Below are 22,753 nucleotides of genomic sequence, written 5' to 3'. Positions count from 1 at the left end.
AACTGACTAACAAAAAACATCTACATCATTAATTTAGTATTTTCTCTTCCCTGAGACGGGCGTAATACTCAATAATATTTTTGAATAAATAACTACTGAGGTAATTACTCATGTCTCGTTCTGCACCCTATCAGCCTTTGTTGTTAAAGATTATTCACGCTGTGAGTGGAATTTTAGCGATCGCTGCCATCATCACAGGTTTTTTAGTTTACAATACCTTCGATGGCAGGTTTGGGAAAATACCCATCCCGCGTATTGGGCCAATTATAGATATTCACGGGACATTTGCAGTATTTTTCTTTTTTGTTTTCCCTGTCTTAGCAATTTATAGCTTTCATGCAGGTAATAAACGGTTATTACAAAAAGATTCCTTACAAAACTTAACTCAACTTGGCAGACCGATTTGGTGGGTGAGTTTGCAAAGAATTGCTAATACATTAATGCTAATTGCGGCGCTTTTAGCTGTATTTTCTGGCAGAATGATGCAAGAAGAATGGTTGCCTACAGGAGATTTAAATCAAGGTTGGTACTACCTACATCTTATTGCTTGGGCAATCCTAGTTTGCTGTTTAGCAATTCATATCTTGATGTCTACAAAAGTAGGTGGTGCGCCTTTATTATTATCTATATTTTCGCCAAATGTTCGTTCGGAAGATAGCCCCACACAATGGAATAGACGGTTACGTAATTGGTTGAGTAATTTCTCAGCTAATTTTGCCGGAGAATTTAATAATCTGCGGCAGAATAATTTCCCTCTCAGCATTATTGAAATCATTGTGCTCATTGGCATTTTTGCAGCGCTGATTTTACCTTTGTTGTTCTCTGGTGGTGATTAAATCAACAAATTTTGCTGCGCTCATGACTGCGTCTAAAATTAGCTAAAAAGCGGAGTGGCTTCAACTCCGCTCAGTTTCATACAGGATAATATTCCCTATGGAAAATATCTGCAAATTCGACTGCAAATTTGCATGTTGAATGAGCGAATTTTAAATTAGAATCTATCCGTTTCTTGTGATGGCGCAACTGCTCCTGGTTGAGACATAAAGAAGTTTTGCGCAGCTTCATTTTGATAAATACATCTAATATCAGGTTTATCGGTATCTAAGTTACCTGTGAAGCCAAAAGTATTCAGACGATTTTTACATTCTCTTACCTGATCTGATGTTACTAGCTTACGCTGTTCTAAGAGCGCCCAGTTATTTTGACGGAGAACGCATCCAGGGCGCATACTAGGTTGAGCAACGTAGACATTAAATGGGTTAAGAGTGACAAAAAGTCTCGCATCCATTACCATTGCGCTGGCTCCGTATTGCACGCAAATCTCAGGGTTTGGTGCTTTGGTATCGATAAATTCACGAGAAGCCACATTAGATGGGGATAAAGTGGTTGTCGAGCTAAAAGCAATACCAATTCCAATTCCTAACACAAACACACCCCCCAAAATTGCTATGGTGGTGAAGTTAAATATTGAAGATTGGAATGAAGATGATCGAGAACTATTAGCCGATGATCTATTAGTGGTTGTACGTCTCATTGTCGCTGGTTTACCTTCACGCCTCAGATAGCAGAGAGTTGTTTAGAGTGATCTCTCTCTTTAAGTATGCCGATTATTGGCAAGAATTGCCTGCAACTGCTCAAGTAAATTATCAAGAAAGGCAGAGGGCAGCTTTACTGGAGGCCTTCGGGAATACTGTTTCCTGACGGCAGTTGACACCAGGTGCTTCAAGTCTGGCGACCGACCGCACGCCCCCCTCTGAGAGCGACCAAAGGGAGCAAGGGTTTTAAACCCCGGCGGTTAACGGCGCTTGTAATTGGAAGGAGATTTTAACTTCTCTCAATTACTCCTTCTGCCTGGTCACTGCGCCTGTCGAAGTGCTGCCTTCTGCCTCCTGCCTTCTTCAACCCCGCTTAACTTCGTTCCCTGCTTAAGCAAAAATGTCTTGCTCAAGTCGTATTAGAAACTCATTAGCAATGTTCTGCAACATTGCCAGTGTTAAATCAATATATGCGGTATCACAAAACAACCCAAAGCGGGCGATCGTGATGCCATTGATCGTCATCAGGGAGAAAGCCCCACTCACCCAATCATCGGGAGAGGAAGCCGTAAGTATGAGGTTTCCCTCGTGACATTGAATGCTGACTCCACAATCTTCATCAAAAATAACCTGGGGTGTCCAACCTGCCCTGCACAGGGCGGAAAAGACGTAACAGGTTTGGCTGCTTGCTGATGATTTTAAGTAGTTGTGAAGTTCCTGGGTTCCGATGTGCATTTCTTGTGCCTCAGTAGCATTACTAGTGCATGATGTATACTCAGAATTTATTTGCGTAGATAGGGAGCTTCAATTAATTGACAGTAAATTCTTTTTTACTGTCAATAAGGAACGGATCTCAAAATTTCATAAGTTATACAAATCTTGCTATGCAAGAATTTCAGCCAATTTTACACAAGTAAACGAGAATCAGGAGATCGCGGCTCCTTAAATAGTTTGTTTTCTCCCACTAAAAAAAGCTTAGTATTTTTGGAAACATGATACTAAGCTAGATTTTGTCTAGATATATTTATACCCGAATATATGATTTTATGTCTATCTAATTAAATTAATATTTAATTATGCGCAGCTATCTATACCTTTATAAGTACTTATGCTCAGCTTTTACTACCAGTGTGAGCAAAATAAAACCACCTTGGTGGGCGGTCAATCAATTTTAGATTTTGGATTTACGATAGTGCAGCGTCATTTTCAGATCGTCCCACCCCTTGAAGGATTAGGCAAGCGCCGACTTTCTGTCAATATTTTATTTAACCAAAGCGATCGCAGTTACTTCTGGTGGACAATACCAACGTCCGGGGGGGAAAGTTCCTAAACCACGATTCACATAAAGCTGGTTTTTTCCTACCCAATGTAAACCTTGACCCCATTGCCAATTTTTCACAACTTTCGGCCATTTTCCCTGTAAAAAAGGTATCCAAGGCCAAAGGAATTCGGGAATATTTTGCCGAAATGAAGAAATCCAGTAAGGTACCGAACCAATTCCAGGAATCACTATTTGTCCACCGTGAGTATGTCCTGAAAGTTGCAAATCTACGCGCCATTTTTGCAGTACTTCGGCGCTATCGGGGTTATGAGATAAGACAATTCGCGGCGTATTTACCTCCAATTGTTCCATTACCAAAGCAGGATTAAAATCCGGCGACCAATAATCAGGAAGTCCTACCAAAGCTAATTCAGAACCTAAAGGATAGGCTACTTGATTCCATAAAACTTGAATACCCACAGCAGTCAAAGCATTAGTTATTTCGGATTTGGAATTAGGAAAATATAAATCATGATTTCCTAAAACTGCATAAATACCAGCCCGACTTTTTAAATTTTGCAATCGCTTTGCTAATTGATATATGGGGTAGGGAAGGTTTGTAACAAAATCACCTGTTAATACTATTAAATCGGGTTGAATTTGATTGCTGATCTTAATTGCTTGGGTCAGCAATTCTTCCGATAACAGCAACCCATCATAGTGAAAATCAGACATTTGGACTATCTTCGTATTGCGTAATAATGGAGATAGTCCGGTAATTTGAATGTTTAAATATTCGGTGCTTAAAGGTTCAGAAATTAAGTCCATATTATTTAGTCAGTCAGCACAAATAAAACTTAACCTTTAAAGTTACTATTTGCCATTTGCCGTTGGTAATAACTATAGGTAGTGATTTTCTCTATGTAAAATCGCTTGGCTCTCTAGGTTGAAAAAATAAAAAAAATGCGGAATATTACATTCCGCATCCAGAGCAGCATCTTAACTAAGATATAGATATTCTTCACTCATACTCATGCAACGCACCTAACTTCCGCATCTGTGGCCAAATCAGCGCCGTTGCAATAACTACAAGAATCATGCCAATTCCACCACCAACGACCGATACTATGGTTAAGGAGCTTTTTTAATTTCTGTTTGCTCGAAGACATTTTTTAATAAAGTCAAGCCTTCTTCAAGATTTGATACTTGCTCTGGCGTCAAACTATCAAGAATATCGGCAATATGAGCGCGAGTAGTTGCTTGGGATTGCTTTAACAGCATTGTTCCCGCTTCCGTTAAATTCAGCACTATTCGCCGCCGTTCTTGGGGGTGATCGTTACGTTCTACCAGATTGCGTTGAACTAAGCGTTCAATTGTAGTTGATGCTGTAGCACAGGTAACGCCTAAATGCTCTGCTACCTCAGATAATGATGCACCAGGATTGCGATTGAGAAAAGCGAGCGATCGCAACTGAGGTATCGATAAAGATTCAGCATTATGACTGCGCATGTCTGCTCGGATAAACCGCATTAGTAAAGGAACTGTTTCCATTACTCTCGCAGCACATTCTTCCGTTGGTTTTCCGAGCTTGGCCATCTTTTTCTCCTAATTACATTGCCACCCGTGGGTAAAGTCGTCCACAGATCACAGTTAAGCCTATTAATGTTAACAAGAGAATTGTACAGTCCATACCAAACCCATAAACACTAGAGCCATTGGCGATCATTGTGCCCCGTAATGCATCAACTTCATAAGTTAAGGGATTGATGCTAGAAATCAAATGCAGCCAAGCTGGCATCAATGTTAAGGGATAGATAGCATTACTGGCAAAAAATAACGGCATTGTAATCAGTTGTCCTATCCCTGTAAACCTTTCTCGGCTTCTGACTAAGCAGCCAATAATTAAGGAAAAAACACAAAAACAAGCTGCACCTAACAGAACAATCACCACTACTTGCAATAAAGCTAAGGGGTGAAGGTTGAGCTTCACACCTAATAACAGTGCCAATCCATAGATGATGACTATTTGCGATAAGCTTCTCACGCCACAAGCTACAGCTTTACCCAACACCATCGCCGCACGAGGTATGGGAGTAGCTAAGAATTTATGCACAATTCCTAAATCTCGTTCCCAAATCAACGTCATTCCACCAGTGAAAATGGCAACAAATAGCACACTCTGAGCCAAAATCCCTGGAGCCATAAACTCTAAATAAGATAAGTTACCTGTAGGGATAGCGCGAGTGCGAGTAAAAACTTGCCCAAAAACTAACAGCCACAATGCAGGTTGTACGCCACGAATGAGTAAATCATAGGGATCGTGGCGGAGTTTACGTATTTCTAGTTCTGCGATCACAAGAGTTTTCTGAAATAGCTCTTTAATTGCAGAGATAAAATTGCCTTTATCTGTAGGTTTTGGTTTAACCCAACCGTTGAGCATTACGTCTGGTTCTTTTGATGTCATGATAACTAACTCCTGATGCTAATTCGTCCCCTGTGTAGTGAATAAACACATCATCTAAGGTGGCGTTTGGTTTATCTAAACCAGCCTTTAAATCTGTGGGTGAACCTGTGGTAATTACTTTACCCCGATTCATAATTGCTACTCGATTACACAAACTGTCGGCTTCTTCTAAAAAGTGAGTTGTTAAAAAGATAGTTGTGCCGTAATTTTCTCGGAGTTCCTGCACCAAATTCCAGACTTGGTTACGCGCTACCGGATCTAACCCCACTGTTGGCTCATCGAGAAACATAATTTGCGGTCGATGCAAGATAGATTGAGCGATTTCTAGCTTGCGAATCATTCCCCCCGAATAATTTCTCACCAAGCGATGAGCTACTTCCACCAAACCCATAAATTCCAAGACATCACGGATACGCTGTTGGCGTTGTTTGGGGGGAATGTCATATAATTTGGCAAAAATTAAGAGATTTTCATAACCTGTCAGCGTCCCATCAGCAGACAGCGCTTGCGGTACATAACCGATCGCTCTTCTCACAGCCTGGGATTGATGGGTGACATCATAGCCGGCGATGCTTGCTCTACCCGCACTTGCTGGGAGTAGGGTTGTCAACATCTTAATTACTGTACTTTTCCCGGCTCCATTGGGGCCAAGCAAGCCAAACACCTCACCAGCGGCAACAGTAATATTTAGCCCATCCACCGCTATAAAGTTGTCAAAACGGCGCGTCAGTTCTTGTGTTTCTAATAAGACCGATTCCGGATAATGTATAGGAATTTCTAATCGGTCGGCTTTTCTCGTCAGTTTTGTCACGATTTCGATGCACTTCCTTATAAGAATAATTAGACTCCCTAATTATTAGCTTCCCATATATTTACAGTAAGTCAAGTACTTAGCTCAAAAATAGGGGCTAGAAGAGAGAGATTCTGAATAAGAGGAAAAGGGCAAGAAGAAGACCGGGGCGAAGCTTATACCCATGTTCTACTCCTGTTCTACTCCGCTCCATGCATGGAAAAGCGCTTGCTTGCCTCTTCCGATAACAGGATTTTAGTTCAATATTTGATAGCAATAAAACAGATGAATACAGATAAAATCTCAAAATTTTTTCTTTCAACACAATTAATAAATCTTAAAAAGATAATTATTGTTTGAGATTTGATAGCAGTATTTTCTAATACTTAATCGGGAGGCTGTTTGATTTTTAAAGATTAGATAAAGTTGGGAATATCATGGAAAATTTATGTTAAATAAATAATCAGTTTATCAATTGTTTAAGAACCTCGGACTCACCCCAAATTATTTGTAAGTGTGTAGCCAATGAAAGAGAGCCAACACCGTAACATGAGAGCGATCGCTCTCTTTAAACCTCAGTATGTAAAACTTGGAACACACCTCTAGTTAGCATTTCTTGCCAATATTTAGATTCATTCTCCCTGATTTGTGGATGCTTTCAATAATCATCCGCTAGCCACTTCATGTGGAATTTCATGTATAAAACTTTTCCAATGAGCAATTATTAAGAGGATTTACTATGGCAATAATTAATGTTTCTGCGGGTCAGTCTATTCAACAAGCCATCAATGCAGCCAAAAATGGAGACACCATTATCGTTGCTCCGGGGGTTTATCGCGAAACACTAACTATATCTGGAAAGGCCATTACACTGGCTTCCGAGTTTTTAACTACCGGCGATTCCAATGCCATTATGACAACTATCATCGATGGTGGTGGATCGTTAGTAGATTCCGACCCTGATGTGGTGCGATTTACAGATACAGTTCCTGCTGGTGCAAAATTAATTGGTTTTACCGTTCGCAATGGTGGTGATGGAATCAAAGTAGAGGGAACGAAAGTAGATATTCTTAACAACTACATTACTAACACCATAGATGGTATTAACTATAAGTTGGTTTCTAGCGGTGTAAGTGGTGGTACCGCGCGTAATAACCTCATCGAAAACAATAAAGATGATGGTGTTGATATTAATCAAGTTGCAGATGTAGTTGTTGAAGATAACATCATCCGTAAGAACGGTAACGATGGTATCGAAGTAAGAATGAACAGCTATACAGGTACTACAGTCCTTAACAATATCATTCGCAGAAATATTATCTCCGCTAATAATGGCGATGGTATTCAGCTGATTGATTATCCAGAGTTTTCTCAACGTTATTACCGGATAGAAAACAATCTGATTGAAGGAAATAGAGATGCCGGTTTAGGCTTAATGGATAACGGAGACTCATCGGAAGACTATCGAGCTGCTAGTATCCCGGAACCTATAGATGTCATTGGTAACACTTTTAAAAATAACAATCATGGACTAACTGGTGGAGACAATCTAGTTGCCATCAATAATATCTTCATCAATCACACCAGAATTGCAATGAAGGGTGTAGATGGAAATTCTATTGCTGCTTATAATCTATTTTGGAACAATGGTACAAACATTCAAGGTAGTAATGTCGATACTAGTACCACTATATTTGCCGATCCTCTGTTAAGTACGTCCTCGGAATTACAAACAGTTAGTCCAGCAATTGATAAGGGAACTGCATTTTTCCAATGGCGAGGTAGAACAGTACTTGACCTAACCAGCAGTTCATACAACGGTTCTGCACCAGATTTAGGAGCTTTTGAAAGTGGGACTACATCTCCCCAACCCCAAGGTTCAATTGGTAATCGCATCTGGAATGACACCGATGGCGATGGTATCCAAGATGCTGAGGAAACTGGGATTGCCAATGTTAGCGTCAAACTGCTGAACTTAGCGCAACAAATTCTTGCAACTAAATTAACTAACACTAATGGTCACTATACATTTAATAATCTATCGGCAGGTACTTACACTGTTCAGGTAGATAGCAGTACCTTGCCTAGTGGAGCGCAAATAACTAGCGATCCTGATGCTACTAAGGACGGTCAATCAGTAGTTAGCTTGGCGACAGATGAGACAAAGGTCAATATAGACTTTGGTTATAAGTTTCTGCCGCAACCACCGCAACCAAAGGTAATTGAAGTTCGGGTTAATTCCAGTTCCGATGATGCTGAACAGCGTCGGACTACTGGATCAATGAATTTGACAAGTACAGATTTAGAACTGATTAATGATAGTGTCGATCAGCTTGTAGGTTTGCGCTTTGTAGGTGTGAATATTCCTCAAGGGTCAAAAATTACCAATGCTTATATCCAATTCAAGGTTGATGAAATCGGTTCAACTGCAACCAACTTGACCATACGAGGGGAAGATGTGGATAATGCCCTCAATTTTACTACTTCTAAAAACAATATTTCTAGTAGAGTAACTACAGATGCCTCTGTGGTTTGGAATCCTGTTGCTTGGACTACTGTAGGTGCAGCAGGTATTAACCAACGAACTGCCAATATTGCATCTGTGATTCAAGAAATTGTCAATCGTCAAGGTTGGAGTAGTGGTAATTCTATCGCCACTATTATCAGTGGGACTGGTAAGCGCACAGCCGAGTCATACGACGGCGATGCGCTAGGTGCTCCATTGTTGCATGTGGAATTTACTCCTCCTGAATCGTCTATTATCTAGGCGGTTAAAAGCCAGTCCTAAATTGCGATCGCATTTGCATCTACATCACCAAACCTGTGCAATTGTAGCAGAATGTAATTATGCAAGATTTTGTGGCTATGAGCATAGGCGATCGCTATTACAAACAAGACCTCGCATTTATTCATGATGTCGGATTTCGGGGTTATGCATTGAAATCTGCTCCTGGAATATTGGCAATTCTCGCTCAACACAACATCCACAAAGGACTGATTGTAGATTTAGGTTGTGGTAGCGGCTTATCAGCGCAAGAGTTCGCCAAAGCTGGCTATGATGTTTTGGGAATTGATATTTCTGAGGCGATGATTGCGATCGCTCGCGCCAGAGTACCAAATGCGGAGTTTCGCCTTGATTCTCTATTTCAGGCTGAGATCCCCCCTTGCAATGCTGTGACCTCAATTGGCGAATGTCTCAACTATCAGTTTGATGCAAAAAGCGATCGCCAAACCTTAACCAATCTTTTCCATCGCATCTATCACGCCTTAACTTCTGGGGGTATCTTCATTTTCGACATTGCAGAACCAGGACAGCTAACACCAGGAATTACCAAAGGATTCACAGAAGGTGACGATTGGGTAATACTCGTTGAAAAAGAAGAAAATCAAGAACACAGTATCTTAACCCGTCGTATTATCACCTTTCGCAAAGTTGGAGAATACTACAGACGGGATGATGAACTACATCACCAACGTTTATATCAAGCGACAGATATTGTTAATCAACTCCATCAAGCTGGCTTCCAAGTTCAGACAATGGGTAGTTATGGTCAATATTCTCTACCACCAGTCCATACAGCCTTCGTAGCACATAAATTATGACTTGTGTCAGTTGTGTCAGTGGTCATTTGTCTCTCATCAAAAGCCTCAAAAACTTTGCCCTTGACTTTTGGTTGGCGTTATAGAATTTTGCGATTATAACTGAATAGTGAATTCACTGCTGTCTATAAACTACGCTCACGAACAGGGACAGATCATCTACCTAATGCTACGGGTTGGTCAAACTCTTCACCCGTTACAACGTTCCATCCCATCTAGGCGTGTCACCAAACATTTCGGTAGGTAACTTTTGTCTACCTATCTAGAAACAATAGTCTCTTATTGATCGGAGTACGGTAGCAATTGGACAGTAGATAACTTTTCACAACATTACTTATCTCAGTAAACAAGGCTAGAGTTCATCTATGATAAATCTTGTAAAGGCTTGTTTATCAAGCCTTAGCACGTCTATAAGTATCTAAATTACAAGCATTTTTTTCATTCATCTTGTATTTATAAATACTTTAATATAGGATGAATCAACCCTGTACAATGTGTACTTTTTTTCATGTGTGAGGAATTAACTTGTGATTAAACAAAATTTAATAGGTATACTACTACTCAAAAATGGGCAGTATATTTTCTCTGGGTTAGGAAAAATCTTCATTACTAGTTTGTTGCTGACTACAGCTATATCTACATACGCCGCTGCTGCTGAAGATAAATTGATAGTTGATAATGTCATCAATAAATTCAGTTCTGACAATCAAGCACAAGCAGATTCTGCCAATGATGAAACTATGGCAGAACAGAAAATCAATTTTAGCCAAGTAACTATAGAACAAGACAATCCTAGTTGGGAATTCACGCCTGTTCCCACATCAGAAGCATCTGCTTCCAAGCCCAATGCAGACTTTAAGCACAAACTACCTCAGGTAATTGCGCAAACAGATTCTTCTGGTACTGTGGGCGATACCTTAGGAGAAGCCAATAGATTACGTCAAGAGCTGTTTATTGAACCCATACTCACCGAAATCCCCAGACCGCGCAAGGGCGGTGCACCTGGTTCTAGTGCGGGAACACCCACTGCTTATGGTGCTAGTTGGGGTCAAGCTTTTATTGGTGGTGGAGGATTCATACCTTTTGAGACCGGAAAAGTAGATGGTTCTTTATCTGCTGGTTTTGGTTTAGGAGATGCAGTTAAATCAGTAGGGCTAGAAGTGGCCTTCAATATCTACAGTGTCGGTGGTCAAAAGGAATTGTTTGGAGACTTTGGCGATAGTGGTGGTATTGGTTTCAAATTACATAAATTCTTTGCAGACGGTACAGCAGTAGCGGTTGGCTGGTCAAACCCAATTACATGGGGACAAGGAAATAAGTCTCAAGATACAATCTATGGTGTAGTTACCAGAGCATTTTACTTACAGCCTGATAGCCCGACTAATAAATTACCTTTAACTGTTTCTGTGGGTGTTGGTAGTGGTGCTTTTCGCTCTGTAGGGGCCCTCAGATCTCGCTCAGGTGATAATCCACCAAATTTCTTCGGGAGTTTAGGTTTACGAGTTATACCTGAAGCATCCTTGGTAGCTAGTTGGACTGGAAGTGCTTTGAATTTAGGTGCATCTTTTGCTCCTTTCCGAGATACCCCTATAGTTATCAACACTATTTTCACGGACGTAACTGGTAACTCAACTAATGCTACTGGCTTTAGTTTGAGTGCTGGGTATAGTTTCCAGTTCTAATTGTTAGGTTTTTTGCTACTTAAATTTGAGATAAAAACATGAACAAGCAAAAATTATCTTTAGGCTTGAGTTTGGTGTTAGTTTTATCAAGTTCTCTGGTGGTTACTTCTAATAGAGCAAATGCTGGTACTGCTGGTGCTTCAGGCATTCCTGCTGATTCATCTGGTATCTCTGGTGATAGTTTTGTTCCTACCAATGTGGAAACACCAGGACAATTAAATCAGCTATTACCAGGCGTGAATTTAGAAATTAGCTCAAGTGGACAAATTGTTGTTCCGCAAGAAGTTCAAAATAACCTCAATAACATTGCCATTAATATAACTAGCCAAACACCTGAACCTAATACTTTTGCAGCAGCAATTTACATAGTTTTGGTAGGGGGAGTTGGTGCAGAAGAAGGAAAAGCTCAAATTCAATCTGCTTTGACAAGTTATGCGGTTAGTCCACAATTAGCACAAGCATTTATCAGTTCAATCACGGGTTTGTTAGCCAATGGAAATGTGAATATTACGCAATTGGCTGTGGCTATTAATAACTGGAATGAGATAGTGAAACAACTTAGCCCTAACGATCTACCAAAGGTTGCAAATAACCCAGGTTTAGGAAAACTAGCACGCGATCTCAAACAATTAAGAAATGCTTTAAGGAAAGCCCGATGAATTAGGAAAGGCGATCGCGCTAGTTTAAGTATGAGCTACTTAGTGCGATCGCTCTTGTTTTTGGTTATTTATTTAGGGTGCTAAATATTTGTCAGCTAAAAATATTTGGTGAGATTTACTGAACTATATTTTCTAGACTCTGAGATACCATAGTTGCTCATCGGTTCATGCCAAAACAATGATTTATATTTTCCTTGCTCTTGCATCCGGGTTAGCTTGGTGGCTAATTTCACTGATTATCCCTATGCCCATAGCTTTAATAGCAATACCATTGTTACTTTGTTTACTTGTCATTACAAGTAGCGCTGTAGAGCCAGACTAGGAAAAGAGTATTTAAGGCATTTTTCAAGGATAATCGAGGAATGAGAAGCGCGATTGCCCTTGGTTTATTTAAGTAAAATTACTAGAGATACTAGTAACATTTTTTTAAAATATATACCTTTGGACAGATATACATCCGAGGAAAATCATCGAAACTACTAAAATAATGATGCTTTTTGCCCTACAAGTACGATCCTATATACCTGTAGGGTTTTTTCTTAACGCTCTCTAAGCACTTAGCGACTACGATAATCATTGATTGAGCTTTTCAGAAAGGCGATCGCTCTTTTTAGGTATTTTAAGCATAACTTTTTATGTCTTCTCGTGAAAGGTTTCTTATTGGTCATACTTGCGACCCTTATAATATTTGCATTCCAGCCCATGAAATATAGTTGCATAGTTATTTTACGAAAAAAATTAGGCAGATTGGGGAATATTTTCAAGGGGCAAACGGGCGAGCGGATGATTAGCAGATTTTCCACAATGCGATCGCACTTCAGCCTGTGAACATTTCTCAAAAAGCTTAATACCGGAATTTAGATACACAAAATCCACTTAAGCAGGAAGCGTAATTTTCTGCATTGATATACTGCTCTTATACCAATGACAGACTGACTGAGTTGAAAAGTTGCGACTAGAGAATGTTTCTGGGAAAAAACTATTTGTATATGAAAATAGTCAATGTTGTCCTGATAACTAATACGGAGGTATGAGGGCAGAGGGCTATTAATTGAGTCACTCTATTTATATCGCTGACGATTTTACCATTTCCAGTAACCAGTACCGTATTGCGTAGATGCGATCGCTTTCGCCGTTGCCGCTACTTATAAAATGTAAAGTACTACAGGATAATTCGCTCATGGCTATCAGTTTAAAAACTAATTCCATTACCGAAGCTTGGAGGTTACTGGACAAATCTCTTATTTTTTATAACAATCGTCCCATTGGCACAGTAGCAGCTTGTGACTCTCAAAGAGTAGCCCTCAACTACGACCAATGCTTTATCCGTGACTTTGTAATTTCCGGATTGGTTTTTCTCACCCAAGGAAAAGCCGAGATTGTACGCAACTTTTTAATCGAGACTTTAGCCTTGCAAAGTCACGAAAAGCAAATGGATTTTTTTAAACCAGGCCCGGGATTAATGCCTGCTAGTTTCAAAGTCGATATTGTTGACGAAAAGCAAATTTTGACCGCTGATTTTGGGGAACACGCTATTGGCAGAGTTCCGCCAGTGGATTCTTGTCTGTGGTGGGTTATCTTATTACGAGCTTATGTAAAAGCCACAAAAGATATTTCTTTAGCTTATCAACCAGAATTTCAACAAGGTATCAAGCTAATTCTAGATTTCTGCCTAGTGCATCGGTTTGCCATGTACCCAACCATGTTAGTTCCAGACGGTGCTTTTATGATTGACCGTCGCATGGGAGTTTATGGCAATCCTTTAGAAATTCAGGTACTATTTTATGCAGCTTTATTAGCAGCCAGTGAGTTACTTTTACCAAATGATAGTGGTGTTCAATATCTGCAAATAGTTAACCGACGCTTAGCAGCACTTGAATACCATGTCAAAGAATATTATTGGGTAGATATCAATCGCGTCAACGAAATTTACCGCTATAAAGGCGAAGAATTTGGTAAAGAAGTTGCCAATAAATTTAACATTTATCCTGAATCTATTCCTGATTGGTTAACCGAATGGCTACCAGAAACTGGAGGGTATTTGGCAGGGAATTTAGGGCCTTCACAACTAGATTTTCGCTTCTTTGTCTTGGGAAACTTAATGGCCATTCTTGTTGGTTTAACAAGTAAGCCAGAATCTCAAATGATTATGAATCTTATTGAACAACGCTGGCATGATTTAATTGGTTCAATGCCGATGAAAATTTGTTTTCCAGCTTTAGACGGTTTGGAATGGAAAATCGTTACCGGCTCAGATCCAAAAAATAGAGCTTGGTCTTACCATAATGGCGGTAATTGGCCTGTTTTACTTTGGTTGCTGGTAGCTGCGGCTATTAAAACAGAGCGAATAGAACTTGCTAACAAAGCTATTGATGTAGCTCAAAGCCGCCTTAGCCATGACCAATGGCCAGAATACTATGATGGTAAAAATGGGCGATTAATTGGCAAAGAAGCCAGGAATTTTCAAACTTGGACTATCTGTGGGTTCTTAATGGCTAAAGAACTAGTAGCCAATCCAGCGCATTTGCAGTTAATTAGTTTTGAGAAAGACCCTGAGATAATTAGCTGTGTCAAGTAAAAATTTTAATTTCTCTTTGCTCGACGTTATCCATTTTTGAGAATATAAGGGTACAAAAGAAAGAAACATGAGCATAGGCTAATAGGAATTAGCATCAATGACAATGTCCATATCACTGTAGTAAAGCTGATATTCTTTACCCAAAGATTATTTAGGATACTATCCTTGCAAGTCCTGTTAGATGAGATAAACACATGCATTATTGGAAAGTGCGACCCTATAAAGTGCGATCGCATTTTTTTATTTTTATTATCTGGACTAAGTTTTGGGTTTTGGGTGAATTTACTGTATGCAGTGCGATCCGATTGTACTGTTGCGCTCTGCTAGTGTTGCATTCACAGAAAATTCAAATTAATAAAATTGCCCTTCTCGACTAAAATTGTGTATTACTATAAAGCACTACCTTTATGTGGTCATGCAACTCATCAAAACCGTATTATCGACTGCTTTTTAGAAGAGAGATGATTTTCTGAATCTACGTAATAAACGTAATGTCAATTACAAAGTTGCTGAATACACTAAGTAGAGAGCCGTTTTTGTGGAAGCGACTCTGAAGTTGCATATAAACTAATTTTATGGACTTTTCAAGAATTAGACAAGCGCTAATCAGTCTTCCTAATGGAGCCTCTGAGCCGATAGTTAGTAGCATATTTATCACAGAATTATTAAAAATAATTGGTTTTGATGTAACTGAAACTATCCCAGGATTTAGTACAGGTAATGGTGGTAATGCAGTTGATTATGCTGTTCGTAAAAACTATGACAGCGATATTTTCGTCCAAACTAAATTAAACCCTTACTTATTGGTAGAGGTAAAAGGCAGGAATATAAATTTACACCCAAAAGCTGCACAATATAAGTCAACAGTTAATCAACTCAAACATTATTTACTTGCTCCAAATTGCAAAACTACTCAATGGGGATTAATAGCTAATGGTGACTATATCCAGTTATTTAGAAAACATAATAAAGTTATATACCCAGCAACACCTTGTACAGAAATTACAACAGATAACCTAGATAAAGTTATCTCGCTAATTAAGCAGAAAATAGACAATCCACCAAAAGCACTTACTGTGGCAGTTTATAACAACAAAGGTGGCGTAGGTAAGACTACAACTACACTCAATTTAGCGGCTATGTTGACGATGTTAGGAAAGCGAACGTTGATTATTGACTTTGACCCTAATCAACAGGACTTGACAAACTCGCTAGGTCAAAAGCCCAAAGAAGATAGTTTATATTCTTGGTTAGTAAATGATAAGAACCAACAAATACCAAAGGGTTTAATAAACTCATTTAAAGTTTCACCAAAATCAGGTTCTGTATGGCAATTTGATATTATTGCAAGTGATGCAAAGCTGCAAAATCTTCCAGAAGAAAACCTGCGTCAACTTATAAATTATGCCAGACTACGACAAGCACTAGAATCTTTAAAATGGCAATATGACTATATTTTGATAGATTCTCCCCCCAACTGGAGATTTTATAGTCAGAGTGCGATTTACGCGGCTGATGTGGTTTTAATCCCCACTAAGCACAACAGCATATATTCTTTAGAAAATGCAGCTACCGTTATTGAGCGCTTTATTCCTGAAATTCAAAACGTAAGGCGAGATGGAGGGCCAATTCCCTTGCCCATCTTTTACAATGGTGAGTCTATCACCGCTCCAGCAAAACTTACAGCAGAAGAAGCAATAGACAAAATTATAGAACGAGCCAAAAGTAACAAACCTAATCCTATTGACCTAACACCGTACTTTTTCCCTAAAACAACTTCGACGAGGAAAGATCTCCACATTTTTGGCATACCCAGTTACGCACATATTGCAGGTGCTGCATTTAGTAATATTCCTGCTGTTTATAAGAATAAAATAGCCTGTGAGCATTATTTGGGATTAGTAAGAGAATATTTTTTACAATAAGAGGTTTATATCTATGAGCGTAAGCAACATTGGAAATTTGATGTGCCTTTCTCTAGATAAAATTCATCCAGAGAAAAGAATTGATGCTCCAGAGTTTTTAGTTAAAGCATCTGCAAAAAAATTAATTGAGTCAGGTGGGCGCAATTGGGTTCCAGTAATTGTTAAAGAAATTGACGAAGACAAGTATGAAGTTATCGGTAATTCATTTGTTTATGCAATTGCTGAAGAGGCTCAACTAGAAAGAGTCTGGTGCATTGTTACGGATTCGACTGATACAACATTTGAGTTAACCAAGATTTTGACTGGTGAGTTAACACCTAAAGTGAATCTCTCTACTGCTAGCAGAGATGAAATTCAGGCAGCTTTGCAGTACCTTATTGAAAAACCTAATAGTGAAATGACAGGTGTAAAGTTGTCAATTGCTACTAATCGCATTGAAGAAGCTCCACGAAAATCTTGGACAACTTTAGAGCCAATTATAAAGCTAAAGTGTGGCATAACCAAAGGAAAAAAACTAGATGCGCTCAATGAGGTTTTTTATCTGAGTCCTAAATTAACAGCAGAAGTTGTTGCACCAGAAGTGGCTAAACCTGAAGCTACTACATATATTAATCTGAATAAATTAACAATTACACAACTCAAAGATATGGCTAAAAAACAAGGACTTTCTGGGTTTGCTAAGAAAAAGAAGCAAGAGTTAGTTGCTCTGCTAACGACTAATTAATCTAATGATGAGTTAACTAATTCACCTCAATCTCAGCGCTTTCATTTACAGAAATTATTCTACTTTTAGATACTTACACGGAAGTGAAATGGCTGGGCAAAAACACAGACCTATAGCAAATTTCTGTGTTGGGTTAATTATGAGGCAATTGAGAAACTCTAAAAATAAAGACTAAGGTTGGAAAAGTGGTACAAAATTGGTGTGATTTTGGTATGAGCTTAAACCCCTAGAAATGGGAAAGCCTGCCGAATCCTGTAAAAGGAAGGCAGGCTAGGGATTTTAATAATCGGAGCGGCGGGATTCGAACCCACGACCTCCACTACCCCAAAGTGGCGCGCTACCAAGCTGCGCTACGCCCCGGTCAGAATTATTATAGTAGCAAGAAGTTTGAGGATAATCAAGAGATTTCTTCAAAAAACTTTGAGCATCTCAGCTGCTTGCAACAAACCAGGGACGGCAGAATTATCCCATTGACCTTCTGCACAGCGTCCTGTATTCAGGATGAAGCGCAGACTGTAGCTGTGGGGATAGCCTTCTACCTCCATCCATAATAAATCGCTTTCGGCCTCGCAAGCAATTTTCTCTTCATCCATCAATTCGCTTGCTATTTGTTTGATGGTGTCGGCTAGTTGTACCAGCAGACGACAAAAATCGTTCAATTCGGCTTCGGTTAATTCAACTGCCCAATCATCTGTACCCAATAAACCTTTAAACTCAGGTGCATGAGGGTTCCAACCAATACGCCAACCAGGGCCGCTTTTAACTAAACGTTCCATAGACTAATTATGGTTGGGGTGTTGCTGAATAACTAGAACTAAAGATGTTAGTTAAGACTTGCACTAGGGCATTTCGCTGGGTGTGGGTAAGCTTGGCAATAGCAGCGCGATCGCTTTCTATCGGATTTTCCCGTAATGTATCATGCCCTGGATAAGTAATATCATACATAGTTTCATTGGCATTCAGGTAATCAGCCAATGTCAGCTTCCAATCTAAACGATAAGCTGGAGAACGCTCTTTGACATAAATGTGATATCTAATCAAACGAGCGGCTAAGGTATTATTTTCGGCAACTTTGCCAGTTTCCTTGCTGATATACTGGTTTTCTTTAGGAAAATCTGGCAATTGCTGGTACACTTGCTGCCATACATCACCAGGGCTGATTCTTTGAGCTAATGCAGGTCGGACAGTAAGAAAAGCTGTATATTTTGATTCGCCTATTCCTAAACTCAAAATAATTCCAGTCCCCACGCACAAAAGCACTGCTAAGTGTAGAGTTTTGGGTATGAAGCGCGACTGCAAAACAAAAAAATATTTTTTATTCATAAGCAAAATATTCTGAGTTAAAAGTGCAACAAGAATACATACAGTACTCATAAATCAACACTTTCAACTCAGGACTATATTTTATACTTCGCCAATAATTTCTGGCTGAGTCAGTTCATCAGACATTTCGATAATTGCCCTGAGTACAGGTTTCATCATTGCATCTTCTGCACTTTCAAAGTCTTCATAACGGCGACGCTTGGCACGATTTGCCACTTGAACTGTAATGCGGTAGCGATTTGAGGCTGCACTAATCAGATCCTCAGCACGGTGCATAATCTGAGACTGAGTTGTCTCGAACTTAGAACGCTTTAGCATAGTCAGTGGTTCTTATGGTGATCTGGAGGATGAAGCTTTAATTATGAAGTATGAAACACAACATTTTCATGCTTAATCTTTGATTCTTCATCCGTTCTGTGTCATTCCCCAGTTTAGCAGCACTGAGAAATTTACTGCTGTGTTCTTGCTCCTAACCTTTCTCTTGATAGAGGTTAAGAAACTTTTGTCCTTTTATAAGTATGTTGTAACAGCAAGTTAATAAAGTAACCTAAGTGCATGGCTGATCTTGTAGAAACTGCTATTAATGCAGGAAATTTCACTACCTTGCTAAAGGCTGTAGAAGTTGTGGGACTAACGGAAGTTCTCAAGCGTCCTGGTTCTTTGACAATTTTTGCACCTACTGACGATGCTTTTGCTCAGTTACCAGAAGGAACTTTAGATAAGCTACTGCAAGATATTCCCAAGTTAAAGAAAATTGTGGCATATCACGTAGCCTCTGGGGATGTTCGGTCTGATGATTTGGTGCAAATTAATGAAGCAGAAACACTTGAGGGGTCAATTTTAGCTATAGAGTCTACTCATGGTGCAGTCAAGATCAATGATGCCAATGTCCTGCAAACTGATATTTTAGCTGATAATGGCGTAATCCATGTGATTGATGCAGTGTTAATCCCTGCATTAATTGCTGGGGGAACGAGTTCGTCTGTAGCGTGATTTGTTGCTGATGAACAAAAAAGTGGCTCTGAAAATCAGAACCACTAGCTCAATAAGTATTTAACCTGGCTACCCCATTACAAGATGGAGTTGATTATTTCTTAGCTTCAGTAATGGGAACCCATTCAGTGTGGAAGCTTCCAGGCTTATCGGTACGCAGGTAGGTGTGTGCGCCGAAGTAGTCGCGTTGTGCTTGAGTCAGGTTTTGTGGCAAGCGTGCGCTGCGGTAGCTGTCAAAGTAATCTAAAGATGCGCTAAATGCTGGAACAGGAATTCCCAGTTTGGCAGCTGTGATAATTACTTCCCGCCAAGCTGCTTGTCTGTCAAGAATTGTTTGCTTAAATTCTGGAGCTAAAAGCAAGTTGGGCAATGCTGGATTTTCGTTAAAAGCCTTCTTAATCTTATTCAAGAAGCCAGCGCGAATAATACAGCCACCTTTCCAAATCCGCGCCATTTCGCTCAAATTTAAACCCCAATTATATGTTTTTGAGGCTGTGGATAGCAATGCCATTCCTTGAGCGTAAGAACAGATTTTTGAGCAATACAGAGCATCACGCACTTTGTTAACAAAGTCTTTAACTTGGCCATCATACTTACCGCTAGGCCCTGTCAAAACTTTGGATGCGGCTACCCGTTCATCTTTAATGGAAGAGATGATCCGCGCATTCACTGCGGCGGTAATTGTGGGGATGGAAACACCCAATTCTAATGCAGTTTGTACAGTCCAACGTCCAGTACCCTTTTGACCTGCTGCGTCCACAATCAAATCTACGAGCGGTAAATTTGTTTCAGGGTCGATGTAGGGGAAAATATTCTTCGTAATCTCAATCAAAAATGAATCGAGTTCATCAGTGGTGTTCCATTGAGCGAAGACTTCGTGTAACTGATTGTGATCGAGTCCACCGGCATTTTTCAGCAAATCGTAGGCTTCAGCAATTAGCTGCATATCACCATACTCAATGCCGTTGTGAACCATTTTTACGTAGTGACCAGAACCACCGGGGCCAATATATGTTACACAAGGGCCATCATCGACTTGCGCCGCGATTTTGTTAAAAATTGGTGACAAATACTCGTAAGAGCTTTTTGTCCCACCAGGCATGAGTGAAGGGCCATTGAGTGCGCCTTCTTCACCACCACTCACGCCCATCCCAATGTAGCGAAGTCCAGTGGGTTCTAATTCCTGGGTGCGGCGTTCTGTGTCTTCAAACCAAGAGTTGCCACCGTCAATAATGATATCGCCTTCATCCAGCAAGGGTCTTAATTGAGCAATTACCGCATCAACTGGCTTACCAGCTTGCACCATCACTAAAATTTTGCGGGGACGTTCTAGTGCAGCAACGAATTCTTCCAAGGTGAAGGCGGCTTTGACGTTCCGTCCTGGCGCGCGTTGAGCCATGAAGGCGTCGGTTTTTTCTCTGGAGCGGTTATAAACTGCAATTGGGAAGCCATTACGCTCGACGTTCAGAGCGATATTCTCGCCCATAACGGCTAAACCAATCACACCAAAGCTTTGTAGGGTCATAAACTATGTTTGGCTAACTCTTGCAGATCCTTTTATCTTTAGGGTAGTCCGATATTTTCGCTTCTCTCCTAAAGAAGACATTAAGAAAGAATTTATTTTGGCTGCAAAAATACACAGCTAACATAGATATTTAGTTTTAATTTGTATCTAAATCAACAATTAACTTGTAAAATTTGCAAAATTGAAATATCCGATCAAAGGGGCTAGGAGCTAGACATTAGGGACTAGGGACTTGAGTATTTTTTGACCCTGAACCCTTAACCTCTAACTCTTAATCCCCAGTAAAAAGGACACAGTAAGGAGTTACCAAATAATGCTGGCATATGTCCTAGCTTTAGCGGTGGGTCTTGGGAGCTTAGCCATTTACTTAGCAGCTTTCTTTTTTCCAGAAATCCATCGCAAGAATGATTTTATTTGGAGTGGTGTAGGGCTGTTTTACGCACTGATATTATGGGTTTTTGCACAACGCATTAATGGCGGTCTTTTGCTGGGTCATGTAGCTAGTGTTGCTCTTTTGGGTTGGTTTGGTTGGCAAACTTTATCATTACGTCGCCAAGTGACACCAAAGCTACAACAGACACCAGTACCCAGTTCGGAAGCGGTGAAAACTTCAATTCAGCAACAGGTGACTAAGCTGTCTTTAACAGATAGATTAGGCCAGTTGCAAAAGGGTGTTAGTAACACCTTGACTGGAGTCAAAGATAAACTTCAAAAAACTCCGCCAAAAGTACCGCCAAAATCAACAACTACAGCAACATCTGCTGCTAGCAAAGTTTTACCGACTGTAGAGATTATCGACAATACTACTGCTGTCACACAAAATGCAGTAGAAGAAGTAGCTACTACTACCAAGCTGGAAACTACCATATCAGAAATACCAACTGAAGAGGTAGTTACTACTACAGAAGCAGCTACGACAACTGAGACTCTACCAGAAGTGATTCCACCAAATCCCCCATCGCCGGAATTAGTGGAAGCAGCACAAGCACATTCGGAAATTGAGCATAAAGAACCGATTCCTGTGGAAGAAATTGCACCGGATGCGGTACTTGCTCCCCCAGCAGAAGCACCACCAGAACAATTACCACCCCATAATACCGCTAGTTAATTTGAATGAAACCCAGCATTTACCTAATATTATGTTGGGTTTTACTCAATCAGGACAAAAGCGGGGGGTGAGATGGAACCAACAACAGAAAAGTTAAAAACTTTTTACCGCAGATGTATGTGTGAGAGCAAGTAATACCAATTCTCTAAAATCTGGCAACAGATAGAGCCTCAAGAATGTGCTTTCGTCCGGCAATTGATGCAATGATAGATTTGGTTAAATTTCCAAGTTGGAAGTAAAGTGCAGAACGCAATACGCAATTCGTCAAGAGTTCTTGGCATTAACCAACGAAGACGGCGTTTCAGGTATTGCCAAGGAAATTGGCAAAGGTATTGCACTATACAAACGTTGCGAAGTCATGGCTCAAACTTTCCGAACGAAGGTTGCATGTAATCAATTGTCAGAATATGAGGCTATCTTATCAGCTTCAGATAAACAAAAAGCCTTTCTAAAATTAATTAGAAAGGCTTTATGAGTGGAAGAATAAACCTGGCATCGAGCTATTGTGGCAGGAGGCTACCCTCAAACTATCGTCGCCGCAGCAGCGTTTCACCTCTGAGTTCGGGATGGGGTCAGAGTGGTTCCA

21 protein-coding genes and 1 tRNA gene are annotated in these 22,753 nt (G+C 40.1%); 11 read left to right on the top strand and 11 right to left on the bottom strand.

The genetic code is table 11. The annotated features are described in order from the left end of the window. Nucleotides 1-110: 110 nt before the first annotated feature. Nucleotides 111-836, top strand: a complete 726-nt coding sequence (locus tag H6G41_RS22205) for a cytochrome b/b6 domain-containing protein (protein WP_190748683.1) — start codon at nt 111-113, stop codon at nt 834-836. A 155-nt stretch (nt 837-991) separates the two neighbouring features. Here H6G41_RS22205 and H6G41_RS22200 read toward each other — a convergent pair whose 3' ends face one another. The 6 genes from H6G41_RS22200 to H6G41_RS22175 form a co-directional block, all read right to left on the bottom strand. Further along, complete coding sequence (locus H6G41_RS22200; RefSeq protein WP_308796269.1) at nt 992-1,450, bottom strand: DUF3172 domain-containing protein; 459 nt, start codon at nt 1,448-1,450, stop codon at nt 992-994. Between the two features lie 475 nt (nt 1,451-1,925). Then, nucleotides 1,926-2,270 carry a hypothetical protein gene (locus H6G41_RS22195; RefSeq protein WP_190748679.1) on the bottom strand — a complete coding sequence of 115 codons (345 nt, stop codon included), beginning with the start codon at nt 2,268-2,270 and terminating at the stop codon, nt 1,926-1,928. A 526-nt stretch (nt 2,271-2,796) separates the two neighbouring features. Beyond that, nucleotides 2,797-3,624 carry a metallophosphoesterase gene (locus tag H6G41_RS22190; protein ID WP_190748677.1) on the bottom strand — a complete coding sequence of 276 codons (828 nt, stop codon included), beginning with the start codon at nt 3,622-3,624 and terminating at the stop codon, nt 2,797-2,799. A 303-nt stretch (nt 3,625-3,927) separates the two neighbouring features. Continuing rightward, nucleotides 3,928-4,392 carry a MarR family winged helix-turn-helix transcriptional regulator gene (locus H6G41_RS22185; RefSeq protein WP_190635485.1) on the bottom strand — a complete coding sequence of 155 codons (465 nt, stop codon included), beginning with the start codon at nt 4,390-4,392 and terminating at the stop codon, nt 3,928-3,930. 13 nt (nt 4,393-4,405) lie between these two features. After that, nucleotides 4,406-5,260, bottom strand: a complete 855-nt coding sequence (locus tag H6G41_RS22180; RefSeq protein WP_190748675.1) for an ABC transporter permease — start codon at nt 5,258-5,260, stop codon at nt 4,406-4,408. Continuing rightward, on the bottom strand, nt 5,217-6,071 hold the full coding sequence (locus H6G41_RS22175) for an ABC transporter ATP-binding protein (RefSeq protein ID WP_190748673.1): 855 nt from the start codon (nt 6,069-6,071) through the stop codon (nt 5,217-5,219). The genes H6G41_RS22180 and H6G41_RS22175 overlap by 44 nt, the downstream gene beginning before the upstream one ends. 718 nt (nt 6,072-6,789) lie before the next feature. Between H6G41_RS22175 and H6G41_RS22170 the strand changes: the two genes are divergently transcribed. The 7 genes from H6G41_RS22170 to H6G41_RS22140 all read left to right on the top strand — a co-directional run bounded on the left by H6G41_RS22170 (nt 6,790) and on the right by H6G41_RS22140 (nt 17,218). Continuing rightward, nucleotides 6,790-8,817, top strand: a complete 2,028-nt coding sequence (locus H6G41_RS22170; protein WP_190748671.1) for an SdrD B-like domain-containing protein — start codon at nt 6,790-6,792, stop codon at nt 8,815-8,817. Between the two features lie 80 nt (nt 8,818-8,897). Beyond that, nucleotides 8,898-9,653, top strand: coding sequence for a class I SAM-dependent methyltransferase (locus H6G41_RS22165; protein ID WP_242038008.1), 756 nt, complete (start codon nt 8,898-8,900; stop codon nt 9,651-9,653). Between the two features lie 524 nt (nt 9,654-10,177). Next, a complete protein-coding gene (locus H6G41_RS22160; protein ID WP_190748669.1) occupies nt 10,178-11,332 on the top strand; it encodes a hypothetical protein in 1,155 nt (384 codons plus the stop codon). 38 nt (nt 11,333-11,370) lie between these two features. After that, on the top strand, nt 11,371-11,991 hold the full coding sequence (locus tag H6G41_RS22155) for a hypothetical protein (RefSeq protein WP_190748666.1): 621 nt from the start codon (nt 11,371-11,373) through the stop codon (nt 11,989-11,991). Nucleotides 11,992-13,171: 1,180 nt separating this feature from the next. Next, on the top strand, nt 13,172-14,569 hold the full coding sequence (locus tag H6G41_RS22150) for a glycoside hydrolase 100 family protein (protein WP_190748664.1): 1,398 nt from the start codon (nt 13,172-13,174) through the stop codon (nt 14,567-14,569). A 575-nt stretch (nt 14,570-15,144) separates the two neighbouring features. Further along, the gene (locus H6G41_RS22145; RefSeq protein WP_190748662.1) at nt 15,145-16,494 is read left to right on the top strand and encodes an AAA family ATPase; all 1,350 of its coding nucleotides are present in this window, start codon (nt 15,145-15,147) and stop codon (nt 16,492-16,494) included. Nucleotides 16,495-16,507: 13 nt separating this feature from the next. Continuing rightward, the gene (locus H6G41_RS22140; RefSeq protein WP_190748660.1) at nt 16,508-17,218 is read left to right on the top strand and encodes a Rho termination factor N-terminal domain-containing protein; all 711 of its coding nucleotides are present in this window, start codon (nt 16,508-16,510) and stop codon (nt 17,216-17,218) included. Nucleotides 17,219-17,504: 286 nt separating this feature from the next. Here the strand turns inward: H6G41_RS22140 and H6G41_RS22135 are convergent. The 4 genes from H6G41_RS22135 to H6G41_RS22120 all read right to left on the bottom strand — a co-directional run bounded on the left by H6G41_RS22135 (nt 17,505) and on the right by H6G41_RS22120 (nt 18,859). Beyond that, nucleotides 17,505-17,578, bottom strand: a tRNA-Pro gene (locus H6G41_RS22135). 50 nt (nt 17,579-17,628) lie between these two features. Further along, on the bottom strand, nt 17,629-17,994 hold the full coding sequence (locus tag H6G41_RS22130) for a DUF1818 family protein (protein WP_190748658.1): 366 nt from the start codon (nt 17,992-17,994) through the stop codon (nt 17,629-17,631). A 7-nt stretch (nt 17,995-18,001) separates the two neighbouring features. Further along, nucleotides 18,002-18,541 (bottom strand): hypothetical protein, encoded by a 540-nt coding sequence (locus H6G41_RS22125; protein WP_190748656.1) that lies wholly within the window; start codon nt 18,539-18,541, stop codon nt 18,002-18,004. 81 nt (nt 18,542-18,622) lie between these two features. Continuing rightward, entirely contained in the window at nt 18,623-18,859 is a 237-nt protein-coding gene (locus H6G41_RS22120) for a DNA-directed RNA polymerase subunit omega (RefSeq protein ID WP_096593431.1), read from the bottom strand. Nucleotides 18,860-19,096: 237 nt separating this feature from the next. Here H6G41_RS22120 and H6G41_RS22115 point away from each other — a divergent pair, with 237 nt between their 5' ends. Beyond that, nucleotides 19,097-19,534 carry a fasciclin domain-containing protein gene (locus H6G41_RS22115; RefSeq protein WP_190748654.1) on the top strand — a complete coding sequence of 146 codons (438 nt, stop codon included), beginning with the start codon at nt 19,097-19,099 and terminating at the stop codon, nt 19,532-19,534. A gap of 94 nt (nt 19,535-19,628) precedes the next feature. On the opposite strand, the gene gndA is transcribed toward H6G41_RS22115, so the two are convergent. Beyond that, entirely contained in the window at nt 19,629-21,059 is a 1,431-nt protein-coding gene (gene gndA, locus H6G41_RS22110) for an NADP-dependent phosphogluconate dehydrogenase (protein WP_096647240.1), read from the bottom strand. Nucleotides 21,060-21,372: 313 nt separating this feature from the next. On the opposite strand from gndA, the gene H6G41_RS22105 reads away from it, so the two are divergent. Together H6G41_RS22105 and H6G41_RS22100 are read left to right on the top strand one after the other, a co-directional pair. Next, nucleotides 21,373-22,167 carry a Ycf66 family protein gene (locus tag H6G41_RS22105; protein ID WP_190748652.1) on the top strand — a complete coding sequence of 265 codons (795 nt, stop codon included), beginning with the start codon at nt 21,373-21,375 and terminating at the stop codon, nt 22,165-22,167. Between the two features lie 274 nt (nt 22,168-22,441). Further along, nucleotides 22,442-22,642, top strand: a complete 201-nt coding sequence (locus tag H6G41_RS22100; protein ID WP_190748650.1) for a hypothetical protein — start codon at nt 22,442-22,444, stop codon at nt 22,640-22,642. The last annotated feature ends 111 nt before the right edge of the window (nt 22,643-22,753 follow it).

This window comes from Tolypothrix sp. FACHB-123 (assembly GCF_014697075.1).
Classification (GTDB): Bacteria; Cyanobacteriota; Cyanobacteriia; order Cyanobacteriales; family Nostocaceae; genus Aulosira.
This window is presented reverse-complemented; position numbering and strand designations above follow the sequence as displayed.